A 12,031-nucleotide genomic window follows, 5' to 3' on the forward strand; every position below is an offset into this window, starting at 1 on the left:
AGCATGATGGTTAAGCTTATTGCCCATGTACTTGTTCATAGTGGTGGTGATTATTTGCTCATTCAGCGTTCGGAAATTAAAAGAGGAGAACCCAACGTTTATCCAACTTACTGGGATATTCCTGGTGGCGGGGTTGAAAAGGGTGAACTTCCGCAAGATGGTGCTCTTAGAGAATGCATTGAAGAAGCGGGAGTTAGGCTAGATAGCAGTTCGCTCAAACTTCTTCACGAAGATAGTCAACTGGATACCTCTAAGGATACGGTCTTTACTCGCTTAGTTTATAAAGCAGAGTGGGTTGGGGAGAAGCCGATTATCAGATTAGATCCTGAAGAGCATACACACTTTAAATGGGTTACTATGGCTCAAGCTCTAGAGGAGGAGAAGTTAGTTCCTTATTTACGAGAAATTTTTGAAAGGTTAAGAAATGACTTATAATTTTACAGAAGAATACGATATTATTGTAATCGGTGCGGGACACGCGGGGGTTGAGGCTTCCTTGGCTGCTAGCCGTATGGGCTGTAAGGTCTTGCTTGCAACCATCAACATCGAAATGCTGGCTTTCATGCCTTGTAACCCTTCGATCGGTGGTTCTGCCAAGGGGATTGTCGTGCGTGAAGTCGATGCTCTCGGTGGTGAAATGGCCAAGAATATTGACAAGACTTACATCCAGATGAAGATGCTCAACACAGGGAAAGGACCTGCTGTTCGCGCCCTTCGTGCGCAGGCTGACAAGGAGCTTTACTCTAAGGAAATGCGCAAGACAGTTGAAAATCAAGAAAATCTGACCCTTCGTCAAACCATGATTGATGAGATTTTGGTGGAAGATGGCAAGGTTGTCGGTGTGCGTACGGCGACCCATCAAGAGTATGCTGCCAAGGCTGTTATCGTGACCACAGGAACTGCTCTCCGTGGGGAAATCATCATCGGAGATCTCAAGTACTCATCAGGTCCTAACCACAGCCTAGCTTCTATTAACCTTGCTGACAATCTCAAGGAACTGGGCCTCGAAATCGGTCGTTTCAAGACAGGAACCCCTCCACGTGTCAAAGCCTCTTCTATCAACTACGACGTGACAGAGATTCAGCCAGGAGATGAAGCGCCTAATCACTTCTCATACACGTCACGTGATGAAGACTATGTCAAGGATCAGGTGCCATGCTGGTTGACCTATACCAACGGTACCAGTCATGAAATTATCCAAAATAACCTCCACCGTGCGCCTATGTTTACAGGTGTGGTCAAGGGAGTGGGGCCTCGTTACTGTCCGTCGATTGAGGATAAGATTGTGCGCTTTGCGGATAAGGAACGCCATCAGCTCTTCCTTGAACCAGAAGGACGCAACACAGAGGAGGTCTATGTGCAAGGTCTTTCAACCAGTCTGCCTGAGGATGTCCAGCGTGAGTTGGTTCATTCTATCAAAGGGTTGGAAAATGCAGAGATGATGCGAACAGGTTATGCCATTGAGTACGACATGGTCTTACCTCACCAGTTGCGTGCAACTCTGGAAACCAAGAAAATCTCAGGTCTTTTCACCGCTGGTCAGACCAATGGAACATCAGGTTACGAAGAAGCTGCTGGTCAAGGGATTATCGCTGGTATCAATGCGGCTCTGAAAATCCAAGGCAAGCCTGAATTGATTTTGAAGCGCAGTGACGGCTATATCGGGGTGATGATTGACGATTTGGTGACCAAAGGAACCATTGAACCCTACCGTCTCTTGACCAGTCGTGCTGAATACCGTCTCATCCTCCGTCATGACAATGCCGATATGCGTTTGACAGAGATGGGGCGCGAGATTGGCCTCGTTGATGATGAACGCTGGGCTCGTTTTGAAATCAAGAAAAATCAATTTGACAATGAGATGAAGCGTCTAGATAGTATCAAACTCAAGCCGGTCAAGGAAACCAATGCCAAGGTTGAGGAGATGGGCTTTAAGCCGTTAACAGATGCCGTGACAGCTAAGGAATTTCTCCGTAGACCAGAAGTTTCTTACCAGGATGTGGTAGCCTTCATCGGACCAGCTGCTGAGGACTTGGATGACAAGATTATCGAATTGATTGAAACAGAAATCAAGTACGAAGGCTATATTTCCAAAGCCATGGATCAGGTTGCCAAGATGAAACGCATGGAAGAAAAACGCATTCCAGCCAATATTGATTGGGATGATATTGACTCCATCGCAACAGAAGCTCGCCAGAAGTTCAAACTTATCAATCCAGAAACCATCGGCCAAGCAAGCCGTATTTCGGGAGTAAACCCTGCAGATATTTCCATTTTGATGGTCTATCTGGAAGGTAAAAATCGTAGTATTTCGAAGAATCAAGAAAAGAAAGCATAGAGAAAAACAGCTCCGAAGACGGGGCTGTTTTGTTGACTTGTACTCAATGAAAATCAAAGAGCAAACTAGGAAGCTAGCCGCAGGCTGTACTTGAGTACGGTAAGGCGACGCTGACGTGGTTTGAATTTGATTTTCGAAGAGTATTATTCTTCATCTGGTGTGAGGATCATAGGGATGATGATCGGTTCACGTTCCGTATTTTCATAAAGGAAGGGACGAATAGCGTTGACAATAGCACCATTGACAGATTGGATGCTAGCATCTTTATTTTTCAACGCGATACGAATGGCATTGAAGAGGATGCGCTGGCTTTGGCGAATCAAGTCTCCAGACTCTCTCATGTAGACAAAGCCTCGGCTGAGGATGTCTGGGCCAGATAAGATCATTTTAGATTTGAAGTCAACAGTTGCGACTGCCAGAACGACACCGTCTTCAGATAGATCACGCCGATCTTTGAGGACAGCAGCGCCGATTTCACCGATACGATTTCCATCGACATAGATGTCTTGGGCATTGAAGTGACCTGCGATACGAGCAGAGTTAGCAGTAAGGGCAAGCACATCACCATTGCTCATGATAAAGATATTGTCCTTCTCGACCCCAGTATCCACCGCTAGTCCAGCATGGACTTTCTGCATACGGTATTCACCATGAACAGGCATGAAGTATTTTGGCTTGATCAAGCGGAGCATGAGTTTTTGCTCTTGCTGACCACCGTGTCCTGAGGTGTGGATATTGTTAATCTTACCGTGGATGACTTCGACACCAGCTTCTGAGATAATATTAATCAGCTTGTTGACGCTAGTGGTATTTCCAGGGATTGGGCTAGAAGAGAAGATAACGGTATCACCGGGTTGGAGTTGCACCTGACGGTGAGTTCCGTTAGCGATACGAGAGAGGGCTGCCATCGGCTCCCCTTGACTACCTGTACAAAGGATAAGAACCTCGCCAGCAGGGTAGTCTTTGATTTCATTTGGCTCGATAAAGGTTCCCTTAGGAGCTTTAATGTAGCCAAGCTCGATCCCGTTGACAATGGCCTTTTCCATAGAACGACCAAAGACCGCAATCTTGCGTCCAGTCTTAACAGCAGCATCTGTTGCTTGCTGGAGACGGAAGATATTTGAGGCAAAGGATGCAAAGATGATACGTCCTTCAATGCCTTGAATGATCTTCATAATAGACTGACCAACGACTTTTTCAGAGTTGGTAAAGGTTGGTACTTCTGCATTTGTCGAGTCAGAGAGGAGACAGAGCACCCCTTCTTCCCCAAGGGCCGCCATACGGTGCAAGTCTGCAGGTTCTCCAACTGGAGTAAAGTCGAACTTGAAGTCACCCGTACAGACGATTTTTCCTTGCGGGGTATGAATGACAATCCCCAAAGGCTCTGGAATAGAGTGAGTGGTTCTAAAGAAAGTTGCCTTGAGATTTTTAAAGGTCAACTCAGTGTTGTGGTTGATTTCGTAAAGTTTGGCGTTGCGCAAGAGGCCGTGTTCTTCGAGTTTTCCACGGATCAAAGCCAAGGCAAGTGGTCCAGCGTAGATAGGGACATTTGCTTGCTTGAGCAGGAAAGGAATCCCACCAATGTGGTCCTCGTGTCCGTGTGTAATCAAAACAGCCTTAACGCGGTCGATATTGTCCACGATGTAAGAGTAGTCAGGAATGACATAGTCGATACCTAGCAAGTCATCTTCCGGGAATTTAATCCCAGCATCGACGATGATAATCTCGTCTTGGTATTCAATTCCGTAAGTGTTTTTCCCGATTTCTCCCAGACCACCGATGGCAAAAACGCCGACTTCTTCAGGTTTAAGAGTGTAGGCCATATTAGAACTCCGTGATTTCGAAAGCGCCAGTTTCTTTTTCGTAATCTAGCAATTTGTCAGACAAGAGTTCGATATACTCGATATTGTACTCTGGGCGATTTTCTTCGACAAGTTGGCGAGCAGCGATACGCCCCTCAAGTTCTGAGCTGGCATCGATGTCTAGGTAAAGTGAGCGTGTTGTTTCACGACGTGGGCTACGTTCTTTTGTTTCTTGATAAAAAACTTTGTAAATCATATAGTTCCTTTCTATTTACAGGTCAGCTTATTCCAAACTTTTAGTAGAGATTTGCTTGATTTCATTCCATTTTGTGTCTAGATTGACCTTGATTCGTTACAATTATTTCAATTATACCACAAAATGAAAAATTAGTAAAAGACGGGAAACGAGAAAGTCGGGAGGGAAAGGAGGGCAAAAAGATAGATAGGATTTGGTTGGAGAGCACTTAGGTGTTATAATAAAAAGAGAAAGGGAAGTTTATGGACGGGAATATTCCCTATAGCTTTTAAAACAAGGAGGATTAAGGATGTTTAGTTTGTTTGAATTTGCAGTAGGGGTTCGCCTCTTGATGTTTATAGTTTTTGTAGCCTGTGTATATGGTGGAAATCTTATTTTTACGTATCTAGAACACCGCAAAACAAAATTCCTTTGGAAGCTTGCTTTTGTGACACTCTATTCAATTTTTCTCCTTCTTGTAACCTATGTTGTCTGGTTTGTTTTTTACTTCGGTTTAAATGCTTAAGCTCCTGTACTCATCTAAATATAGAGAAATCCACCTCATCTTGATAAAGGGGCGGACTTTTCTATTTTTAGATGATATCTTAATTCTTACGATGATGATTTCTCGCATCGAAAATCGAGTTGCAACATAAAAAGAAAACAATGCAAACAGATAAATCAACCGGTAAAGGGATTCTGGTTATGTTTAAATCATTGAAAATGCTGAGCAAACTGTAAGAGATGAAGAGAATAAAATTTACCCTTCTAAAAATGTGTCTTTTATCTAGCATAATTGATCCAAATTTATTACGAAAAGCCTTCCTTATTATCCTTCACTTATTCTATTCGAAAAAATAAGAAAATCTAAAGAACTTTTTGCGCCTTGCTACTCATCTACTAGTAGGGCTTTTTGTTTGGGGAGAAAGAAAATTCCCATGTGCTGGCTTTTGTAGTATAATAGTAAACAGACAAAAAGATAGGAATGTGTTATGAAAGTATTAGCTTTTGATACGTCCAGCAAGGCTCTTTCTCTCGCTATTTTAGAGGACAAGCAGGTTCTTGCCGAGACGACGATTAATATCAAGAAAAATCACAGTATTACCCTCATGCCTGCCATCGATTTTTTGATGGAAAGTTTGGATTGGACACCTAAGGATTTGGATCGAATCGTGGTGGCGGAAGGGCCAGGTAGTTATACTGGCTTGCGAATTGCGGTAGCAACTGCTAAGACCTTGGCTCACACTCTGAACATCGAGTTAGTTGGCATGTCTAGCCTCTTGGCTCTGGTGCCACGCCAACAAGAAGGCTTATTTGTTCCCCTGATGGATGCGCGTCGCAACAATGTTTATGCAGGATTTTATGAAAATGCCAAACCTGTCATGCCAGAAGCACACCTGTCCTTTGCGGAAGTGCTAGAAAAAGTCAAGGATACTGACCAGTTGACCTTTGTCGGAGAAGTTGACCCCTTTGTGGAGCAGATTCAAGAACAGTTACCACAAGCTAGTTACCAGGAAACCTTGCCAAATGCAGCTAATCTAGCTTTGTGGGCTTGGGACAAGAAAGCAGACTCCTTGCACGACTTTGTACCAAATTACCTCAAACGTGTTGAAGCTGAGGAAAATTGGCTCAAGAACCACACCGAGTCTGGCGAGTCCTACATTAAACGCCTATGATAGAAATCAAAAGAATCCAAAGACAGCCTGGCCTGGCTCAATCTATCTATGCTGTTATGGTAGCTGTTTACCCAGTCAGTCCTTGGACGCTGGAACAAATTCAAGCAGATCTGTCTCAAGACCAGACTTGGTATGCTCTGGCTTATGATGGAGTAGAAGTGATTGGATTTCTAGCCGTTCAGGAGAATCTCTTTGAAGCAGAAGTCCTACAAATCGCTGTCAAAAAAGCCTATCAGGGTCAGGGGATTGCGTCAGCCTTGTTTACTCAATTGCCGGTAGATAAGGAAATTTTCCTAGAAGTCAGAAAGTCAAACCAACGAGCGCAAGCATTTTACAAGAAAGAAAAGATGGCGGTCATCGCTGAGCGAAAGGGCTACTACCATGACCCAGTCGAGGACGCCATTATCATGAAGAGAGAAATAGATGAAGGATAGATATATTTTAGCATTTGAAACATCCTGTGATGAGACCAGTGTTGCCGTCTTAAAAAATGACGACCAGCTCTTGTCCAATGTCATTGCTAGTCAAATTGAGAGTCACAAACGTTTTGGTGGCGTAGTGCCGGAAGTAGCTAGTCGTCACCATGTCGAGGTCATTACAGCCTGTATCGAGGAGGCGCTAGCAGAAGCAGGAATTACCGAAAACGATGTGACAGCTGTTGCGGTTACCTATGGACCAGGCTTGGTCGGAGCCTTACTAGTTGGTTTGTCAGCTGCCAAGGCCTTTGCTTGGGCGCATGGCCTTCCGCTGATTCCTGTGAACCACATGGCTGGCCATCTCATGGCAGCTCAGAGTGTGGAGCATTTGGAGTTTCCTTTGCTAGCTCTCTTGGTCAGCGGTGGACACACCGAGTTGGTCTATGTGTCAGAGGCTGGAGATTACAAGATTGTTGGGGAAACGCGAGATGATGCGGTTGGGGAGGCTTATGACAAGGTCGGCCGTGTCATGGGCTTGACTTATCCAGCAGGTCGTGAGATTGACGAGTTGGCCCATCAGGGGCAGGATGTTTATGATTTTCCACGCGCTATGATCAAGGAAGACAATCTGGAGTTTTCATTCTCAGGTTTGAAGTCTGCCTTTATCAATCTTCACCACAATGCTGAGCAAAAAGGAGAAAGCCTGTCTACAGAGGATCTGTGTGCTTCCTTCCAAGCAGCTGTCCTGGATATTCTCATGGCAAAAACCAAGAAGGCTTTAGAAAAATACCCTGTTAAAACCCTTGTCGTCGCAGGTGGTGTAGCAGCCAATAAAGGTCTTAGAGAACGCTTGGCAGCCGAAATCACAGATGTCAAGGTCATCATCCCACCCCTGCGTCTCTGTGGAGACAATGCGGGAATGATTGCCTATGCCAGCGTCAGCGAGTGGAACAAAGAAAACTTTGCAGACTTGGACCTCAACGCCAAACCAAGTCTCGCCTTTGATACCATGGAATAAAGAGTCAGCTTAAGGCTGGCTTTTTTGCCCTCCTTAAATGTCAGAATATTTTGACACAACTGTAGAAATGGTGATATAATATGTAAAAATTAGGAGGTGGTCAGATGATTGAGAGAATGGAATTGGGGGAATTTTACAAGGAATTGCGTCTTGCGAGAAAACTCAAGCAGTCAGATGTGGCTTGTGCTGGACTAACAGCATCCCAGCTATCCAAGTTTGAACTAGGGCAGTCTATGCTGTCTGCGGATAAGTTGATTCTAGCTATCCAAGGGATAAATGTGACCTTCGATGAATTTGAGCATAAACTCAACAACTACCAAGAATCTCCACACATGCGAATTGGTCGAAAGGTTGTGGATCGTTTTGCCCATCAGGATATAGCTGGTTTAGAGCAATTGTTGAAGGAAGTCGAGCAAGAACAGATGGCGCAGATCTATCGTCGTTTGAATGCTATTGTGATTAAAAATGCTATCCATTCCTTGGATAAAAGCTATCTACTCGAAGAGGAGGATCGTGAGTTCTTGACCACCTACCTCTATGCTATTGAGTCTTGGACCTGGTTTGAACTTTATCTTTTTTGCAATACCATGCCCTTCTTGAGCAACCAAGATCTGATCTTTTTATCAACCTCTTTACTTGAAAAATCCAAGGAATTTAAAGAGTTGGTTCACAATAGATTGTATATGAAGAGTGGTTATCTCAATATCATCTCAGAACTCATGGAGCGCAAACTTTTCTCCTACATCCCAATATTTGAGGCTGAACTGGAGAGTATGCTACGACCATACGATGTTTTTGAGAAAGTATCATGGCAATTTTTAAAGAAAATGAGTGTTTTCCTCCAAACTAAGGGAAGTAATCAAAAAGAGATTGAACACTTTGTCCAATCTCTGCAAGTATTAGAAAATCCCCAATTAATAGCCCTTTTTGAACTACGCTTACAGCAATATAAAGAACTTATCGATTAACAAACAATCGCAAAAATGAAATTTCTATAAGAAAAAATGTCAAATATGTGATTTTCTAAAATAGGGCAGTTTTCGTGTTATACTGTCTTTATTTCATAGTATAGGAGAAAATAGAATGAAAAAGATAATCTCACGCTACTACTTGTTTGTAGCTATTCTACTTGTCATTGCTGACCAGTTCTTGATTCGTTTGGTTTTACACAGCGACCTTGTTGCTGGTCTATCGGACTTTGCATTTTATCTGTCGGATATGATGTTGAACTTTCTTGTGGTTCTGCTTGCTATTATTGTTATGGTTTGGTCAGGGAAATGGCAGAAAATCAACAGTCGAAAATTTAGAGGTTCCTATCTTTTCTATTCCTTTTTAGCTCTTCTTGCTTTTGTTATTTGGAATTTCATCACATTTTATCTTTTCCCATCTACTAAAAATGAAATTGCTTATCAACTGGATGTTTCTACTTTTACAGGAGCTACGGCATTTTTGATGTATTTTTTCTATCCTGTGGTTGCAGGTCCCATTTTTGAAGAGATGATTTATCGTGGATTAGTGATGACTGCTCTGGAAAAAGGGAAGAAGTGGGGACTGGATGTGCTTGGTTCTGCTACTTTGTTTGGAATCTTGCACATTAGTAATCACGGTTGGGTCCTGACAGACTTTTTCGTATATATGGGTGGCGGTCTCATATTTGCCGTCTTGTTTAGAGTGACCAAGTCCATTTATTGGCCAATTGGACTGCATATAGTCTACAATGGCATTGGTCAGATTCTCCCCTTGTTGTTTTAGAGTTTTTCAATAAACCTAATTAGCAAAAGAGAGCACTAGCAGTGACATAAAAAATTCCCGAGTCAGTTTGTAGTGCTGGACTAAACCATTATGGTGCTTTTGATTGGCTGAAAGAAGATGCAAATAAAACTTAAAAGGATCAACTATGAAACTGAAAGAAACGAAATTTTATCTAGGGACCATTATGGTGCTCGTGTCCTATTACTCGATTTTTAATCTTGTAGCAAAATTAGACTCAGTAAATCAGTTATCTGATTTGGGATTTTATGAGATTCAAATTTTATTGATAGTAATTGAGGGAATTGCTGCTACTGTGGTTCTTGTCAATAGTCAACGCTGGAAAGAATATGGTCGCTTCGAGTTTCGTTGGCCCTATCTAGCTATCTTCTTTCTTTCCTTTCTATTGATGTTTTTGTGGGTAAATATAACGAGTCAGATCTTTCCCAGCACGCAAAATGGGAGTGCAATAGTGAAAGAAGCAGCTAATTTAACAGGAATTAGTTACTTTGTAACGCGCATTCTCTATGGTAGTCTCACTGCTCCGATAGTTGAAGAATTGGTCTTTCGTGGGCTTCTGATGACAGCTCTAGTTAAATTTAAAACATACTATGTTGATGTCATAGTTTCCTCTACTCTTTTTAGTCTCATTCATGTTTTACAATATGGATGGGTGTTAACAGACTTCATCATTTATGCAGGAGCAGGTCTGTTACTCTGTATGTTCTTTCGTTATACACGTTCAGTTTATTGGTCAATGGCACTCCACATCTTGTGGAATACCTTTTTAATCACCGTCAGCTTATTGGTGTTTGGGTATTAGGTTTAGCAGAATTTTTAACATCGTATAGATAAGACTGGCTTCCCAGTCTTTTTCTTAATTATGACGGCTTGCTACTGACTCTTGCTCAATTTAAAATAAAAAGAAGCAATTTTAGACTCCAATCACGAAATCCGACTCTATCAAAGTTTGTCAGTCCGAGAGTTTTTTAGTATAGTAGGTATATGAGAAACAAAATAATAAACAGTCTGCTTGCTCTTGGAGCTCTTTTCCTGCTTTTAACAGCTTGCCAGAATTTTAAAAAGACACAACTGGTCTTGTTTGAAACACTTTCATTCAATATGCCCCTTAAATCCTTTGAAGAAGTTTTTGGTGAGGCTAGCGAAGTGGTGGAGGAAACAGAGATGGCCTATCGAGATACTTGGCGTGCTGAAGACCCTTATTTCTATAAAACAGGGCGTCTTTTCTATGATTACGAAAATATTGCTTTGAATGGTTATACAGGTCGAGCAAGATTCACATTTTCAAAATCACATCGCTTGGAAAAAGCGACAGTTCATATTCCTGTAGCTTCAAAAGGGGAGCAATATGTAGTGCTCAACAATCTATCCCAGACTATAAAAAAAGAAATTGAAGCTCTTCCGAATTTTCAATCTGTAACTACCGAGACGGTAGGACTATACGATGACGGCTATCGCTATAAAGTCAAGTTGAAAGGACAAAGGAAAGAACTCAGGGTTGATGTCTATCCGACAGAAGATGAAGATGCTAAAGAAATTGAAGCTAAAAAGTATACTATTCGGGTGGATCAATTTAGGATGTATTAATAACACTCATGAGATTTCAGTATTTTTTACTGGCTCCAAGTTTCAGATTCAAAACTTTTTTCTCTTCTATGAATGTGTTATAATATTTCTTGCTGTGGCTGTGACCTTGAACAGCCTCAATTGGAGAAAATATGAGGAGAAGGATGAAAGAAAAAGGATTTTGGGAAGGTGTTCAGGCGGCCATGCCGACTGCCCTTGGCTATGTTAGTATCGGCCTAGCTTGTGGGATTATCGGTGCGCCCTATGTGACACCTGTTGAGATGGGCTTGATGAGCCTCTTTGTTTATGCTGGGAGCGCCCAGTTTGCCATGTTGGCACTGATTGCGGTACAGGCGCCTGTGGCAGCTATTGCTATGACGGTCTTTTTGATCAACTTGCGACTCTTTTTGCTGAGCTTGCATGCGTCGACTTATTTCCGTCATACTAGTATCTGGCAAAATATCGGCATGTCCAGTCTCCTGACAGATGAGACCTACGGGGTTTTGATGGGAGAATTAGCCCATACAGACAAGGTCCATCCTATGTGGATGCATGGGAACAATCTCAATAGTTATATAGCCTGGTTTGTTGGGACAGTTGTTGGGACAGCTCTAGGTGGTTTACTGCCAAATCCAGAAATCTTTGGACTGGACTTTGCCCTCGCGGGGATGTTTATCGGGATTTTTACTTCGCAGTTCCAGATTATGCAAAGACGGATTCCTGTCCGCAATCTGCTGAAGATTTTAGCAGTTGTTGCGGCGTCTTTCTTTTTGCTCTTGACAGTGGTATCTCAGTCACTAGCTGTTTTGTTTGCGACCTTGCTAGGTTGTACCATGGGGGTGGTCTTAGATGGTCAGTAAGTATCTTTTGTTAGCCGTTATTTTCTCTGGATTGGTGACTTGGATACCTCGTATGATTCCTTTCATCTTGGTTAAGTACAAGGGATTGCCAGCTATTGTTGAGCGTTTTTTAAAGTTCTTGCCTGTCTCTATCATCTTTGCCTTGATCCTTTCAAGCGTGGTGTCAGGTAAGGTTGGGAGTCTTCCTCAGATTAAGTGGCTGGACTTCTTGGCAGTCTTTCCAACGGCTTGGGTAGCCTTTCGCTACCGTAATCTAGTTGGCACGGTTCTTTTTGGAGTGGTTTTGATTGCAGTCTTGCGTTTGGTCTTTTAAACCAGTCATAAAGAAAACCTATCACCGAGATAGGTAT

14 protein-coding genes are annotated in these 12,031 nt (G+C 42.7%); 12 read left to right on the top strand and 2 right to left on the bottom strand.

All coding sequences use genetic code 11. The features are described 5' to 3' along the window. Nucleotides 1-3 precede the first annotated feature (3 nt). A complete protein-coding gene (locus HMPREF9184_RS07700; RefSeq protein ID WP_000989468.1) occupies nucleotides 4-435 on the top strand; it encodes an NUDIX hydrolase in 432 nt (143 codons plus the stop codon). Next, nucleotides 425-2,338 carry a tRNA uridine-5-carboxymethylaminomethyl(34) synthesis enzyme MnmG gene (gene mnmG / locus HMPREF9184_RS07705; protein WP_000221893.1) on the top strand — a complete coding sequence of 638 codons (1,914 nt, stop codon included), beginning with the start codon at nucleotides 425-427 and terminating at the stop codon, nucleotides 2,336-2,338. The genes HMPREF9184_RS07700 and mnmG overlap by 11 nt, the downstream gene beginning before the upstream one ends. A 143-nt stretch (nucleotides 2,339-2,481) precedes the next feature. Here the strand turns inward: mnmG and rnjA are convergent, their stop codons facing one another. Further along, entirely contained in the window at nucleotides 2,482-4,161 is a 1,680-nt protein-coding gene (rnjA, locus tag HMPREF9184_RS07710; protein ID WP_000331968.1) for a ribonuclease J1, read from the bottom strand. A gap of 1 nt (nucleotide 4,162) precedes the next feature. Continuing rightward, nucleotides 4,163-4,396, bottom strand: coding sequence for a DNA-dependent RNA polymerase subunit epsilon (locus HMPREF9184_RS07715; RefSeq protein WP_000639587.1), 234 nt, complete (start codon nucleotides 4,394-4,396; stop codon nucleotides 4,163-4,165). 289 nt (nucleotides 4,397-4,685) lie between these two features. Between HMPREF9184_RS07715 and HMPREF9184_RS07720 the strand changes: the two genes are divergently transcribed. The 10 genes from HMPREF9184_RS07720 to HMPREF9184_RS07765 all read left to right on the top strand — a co-directional run bounded on the left by HMPREF9184_RS07720 (nucleotide 4,686) and on the right by HMPREF9184_RS07765 (nucleotide 11,994). Further along, the gene (locus HMPREF9184_RS07720) at nucleotides 4,686-4,901 is read left to right on the top strand and encodes a hypothetical protein (protein WP_000492024.1); all 216 of its coding nucleotides are present in this window, start codon (nucleotides 4,686-4,688) and stop codon (nucleotides 4,899-4,901) included. Nucleotides 4,902-5,367: 466 nt separating this feature from the next. Further along, on the top strand, nucleotides 5,368-6,051 hold the full coding sequence (tsaB, locus tag HMPREF9184_RS07725; RefSeq protein ID WP_000865718.1) for a tRNA (adenosine(37)-N6)-threonylcarbamoyltransferase complex dimerization subunit type 1 TsaB: 684 nt from the start codon (nucleotides 5,368-5,370) through the stop codon (nucleotides 6,049-6,051). Next, nucleotides 6,048-6,485: a ribosomal protein S18-alanine N-acetyltransferase gene (gene rimI / locus HMPREF9184_RS07730; protein WP_000569858.1), complete on the top strand. Its 438-nt coding sequence runs from the start codon at nucleotides 6,048-6,050 to the stop codon at nucleotides 6,483-6,485. Before tsaB ends, rimI begins: the two co-directional genes overlap by 4 nt. Then, the gene (tsaD, locus tag HMPREF9184_RS07735) at nucleotides 6,475-7,485 is read left to right on the top strand and encodes a tRNA (adenosine(37)-N6)-threonylcarbamoyltransferase complex transferase subunit TsaD (protein WP_000655080.1); all 1,011 of its coding nucleotides are present in this window, start codon (nucleotides 6,475-6,477) and stop codon (nucleotides 7,483-7,485) included. The genes rimI and tsaD overlap by 11 nt, the downstream gene beginning before the upstream one ends. Nucleotides 7,486-7,589: 104 nt before the next feature. After that, complete coding sequence (locus HMPREF9184_RS07740) at nucleotides 7,590-8,453, top strand: XRE/MutR family transcriptional regulator (RefSeq protein ID WP_000572843.1); 864 nt, start codon at nucleotides 7,590-7,592, stop codon at nucleotides 8,451-8,453. Between the two features lie 115 nt (nucleotides 8,454-8,568). Then, nucleotides 8,569-9,237, top strand: a complete 669-nt coding sequence (locus tag HMPREF9184_RS07745) for a CPBP family intramembrane glutamic endopeptidase (protein WP_000720899.1) — start codon at nucleotides 8,569-8,571, stop codon at nucleotides 9,235-9,237. Nucleotides 9,238-9,382: 145 nt separating this feature from the next. Continuing rightward, a complete protein-coding gene (locus tag HMPREF9184_RS07750; RefSeq protein WP_000768137.1) occupies nucleotides 9,383-10,057 on the top strand; it encodes a CPBP family intramembrane glutamic endopeptidase in 675 nt (224 codons plus the stop codon). A 182-nt stretch (nucleotides 10,058-10,239) separates the two neighbouring features. Continuing rightward, complete coding sequence (locus HMPREF9184_RS07755; protein WP_001244655.1) at nucleotides 10,240-10,842, top strand: hypothetical protein; 603 nt, start codon at nucleotides 10,240-10,242, stop codon at nucleotides 10,840-10,842. Nucleotides 10,843-10,985: 143 nt separating this feature from the next. Further along, nucleotides 10,986-11,681 (top strand): AzlC family ABC transporter permease, encoded by a 696-nt coding sequence (locus HMPREF9184_RS07760; RefSeq protein ID WP_000659748.1) that lies wholly within the window; start codon nucleotides 10,986-10,988, stop codon nucleotides 11,679-11,681. Next, nucleotides 11,671-11,994 carry an AzlD domain-containing protein gene (locus tag HMPREF9184_RS07765; RefSeq protein ID WP_000253928.1) on the top strand — a complete coding sequence of 108 codons (324 nt, stop codon included), beginning with the start codon at nucleotides 11,671-11,673 and terminating at the stop codon, nucleotides 11,992-11,994. Before HMPREF9184_RS07760 ends, HMPREF9184_RS07765 begins: the two co-directional genes overlap by 11 nt. Nucleotides 11,995-12,031 lie beyond the last annotated feature (37 nt).

The organism is Streptococcus sp. oral taxon 058 str. F0407, from assembly GCF_000235485.1.
Classification (GTDB): Bacteria; Bacillota; Bacilli; order Lactobacillales; family Streptococcaceae; genus Streptococcus.

Coding starts and splice junctions, on each gene's coding strand:
- HMPREF9184_RS07700 (WP_000989468.1), top strand. CDS start 4: ATGATGGTTAAGCTTATTGCCCATGTACTTGTTCATAGTGGTGGTGAT.
- mnmG (WP_000221893.1), top strand. CDS start 425: ATGACTTATAATTTTACAGAAGAATACGATATTATTGTAATCGGTGCG.
- rnjA (WP_000331968.1), bottom strand. CDS start 4,161: ATGGCCTACACTCTTAAACCTGAAGAAGTCGGCGTTTTTGCCATCGGT.
- HMPREF9184_RS07715 (WP_000639587.1), bottom strand. CDS start 4,396: ATGATTTACAAAGTTTTTTATCAAGAAACAAAAGAACGTAGCCCACGT.
- HMPREF9184_RS07720 (WP_000492024.1), top strand. CDS start 4,686: ATGTTTAGTTTGTTTGAATTTGCAGTAGGGGTTCGCCTCTTGATGTTT.
- tsaB (WP_000865718.1), top strand. CDS start 5,368: ATGAAAGTATTAGCTTTTGATACGTCCAGCAAGGCTCTTTCTCTCGCT.
- rimI (WP_000569858.1), top strand. CDS start 6,048: ATGATAGAAATCAAAAGAATCCAAAGACAGCCTGGCCTGGCTCAATCT.
- tsaD (WP_000655080.1), top strand. CDS start 6,475: ATGAAGGATAGATATATTTTAGCATTTGAAACATCCTGTGATGAGACC.
- HMPREF9184_RS07740 (WP_000572843.1), top strand. CDS start 7,590: ATGATTGAGAGAATGGAATTGGGGGAATTTTACAAGGAATTGCGTCTT.
- HMPREF9184_RS07745 (WP_000720899.1), top strand. CDS start 8,569: ATGAAAAAGATAATCTCACGCTACTACTTGTTTGTAGCTATTCTACTT.
- HMPREF9184_RS07750 (WP_000768137.1), top strand. CDS start 9,383: ATGAAACTGAAAGAAACGAAATTTTATCTAGGGACCATTATGGTGCTC.
- HMPREF9184_RS07755 (WP_001244655.1), top strand. CDS start 10,240: ATGAGAAACAAAATAATAAACAGTCTGCTTGCTCTTGGAGCTCTTTTC.
- HMPREF9184_RS07760 (WP_000659748.1), top strand. CDS start 10,986: ATGAAAGAAAAAGGATTTTGGGAAGGTGTTCAGGCGGCCATGCCGACT.
- HMPREF9184_RS07765 (WP_000253928.1), top strand. CDS start 11,671: ATGGTCAGTAAGTATCTTTTGTTAGCCGTTATTTTCTCTGGATTGGTG.